This window comes from Serratia oryzae, assembly GCF_001976145.1.
Taxonomy (GTDB): Bacteria; Pseudomonadota; Gammaproteobacteria; order Enterobacterales; family Enterobacteriaceae; genus Chania; species Chania oryzae.
Genome location: NZ_MOXD01000046.1, coordinates 1 through 1,298, shown reverse-complemented (window position 1 = coordinate 1,298; position 1,298 = coordinate 1). Strand labels below are relative to the sequence as shown.

Sequence of the window (1,298 nt, the reverse complement as noted above, 5' to 3'; positions counted from 1 at the left end):
GCTGATTCAGCAAATGTGCGGTGTTAAGGGTGATATCGCCGTTTTCGGTTTCGAGGGTGCCAGACGTATTGACGATTTCGCTGTTGGCATTACCTGCGGTATCGCGTTGCATCCACAGGCTGTTGCCTGCCAGAATATCACCGTACTGGTTGGTGATACGGTCCGCCAGCAGGTGCATATTGCCACCGCTGTACAGCATACCGCTGTTGAACAGTTGGCTCACTGCACTCAGCAGCAGATCGCCTGCGGTGCCGATAAAACCGTGGTTATTGATGACACTGCCACTGAATAACTGGACCAGGCCACCTGATTGCAGGCTAGAGCCTGCATGTTGTGTGATACCGACTGCCTCAATCCGCACGTCACCGTTGCCACCGCGCACTGTACCGACGTTGGTGAATTGCCTACCACTGTAAATCGCCAGGCTCTGGCCCTGCGTGGTGCCCGTCAGCGTGATGTCCCCCTGGCTGGAAAGATGTAACGTATTGCCTGCCGCCAGGGTACCTTGTTGTGCAAACGCATCATTCAGTGTCAGCGCAATATTGCCCAGTGCCACCAGTTGCCCAAACTGACTGAGCGCACCGCTGACCAGCGTCAGATCGCCTGCGCTGAACAACTTGGCGTTTTGCCCGTTATCGATCTGTTGCGCCTGCACTGCCAGTTGTCGGGTGGCCAACAACGTACCGGCATTGCTCAGGCTGCCAGTATTCAGTTGCAGGCTCTCGCCTTGCAACATACCCAGGTTGTTGAACACAGTGAGCGTCAGCCCGCTATTGCCCGCCGCAATCAATGTACCGGTGTTATCCAACTGATTACTGTTAAAGGTAAGGCTGCCCGCCTGCAACCAACCGCTGTTAGTCAGGCTGGGGGCGCTAAGCTCCAAGGCACCGCCCACTACCAATGTGCCCGTGTTGAGCACCGGGTTGGTCAGCACTAACGTACTGCCTCCGGTACTCTGGACAGAGCCCACGTTATCCAGCCCTGCTGCCGTCAGTTGCAGCCCGTTTTGGCTGCGCACATCGCCCGCGGCCAGGTTACGGAACACACCGCTCAGTTGCGCACTGAACGCCTCTTGTCCCAGCAGGAGTCCGGTGTTGGTGAGCGCTGCCGCCTCTACGCCCAGCGTTCCGGCCTGGATACGCCCTTGGTTATCCACCTGATTCGCTTTCAAGGTGGCCGTGCCATTGCTCAGTATCTGCCCGTCAGTCTGCTGGCCGATGTTACCGCTCATCTCAGCGTTAAGCTGATTAACTCCGGCAATCACGCCGTTGTTGAGCAGCGAGGTGCCTGTCAGCGAC

1 pseudogene is annotated in these 1,298 nt (G+C 57.4%); it reads right to left on the bottom strand.

The features are described 5' to 3' along the window. A pseudogene (locus BMI79_RS22805) lies at positions 1-1,298 on the bottom strand (hemagglutinin repeat-containing protein); the annotation flags it as partial.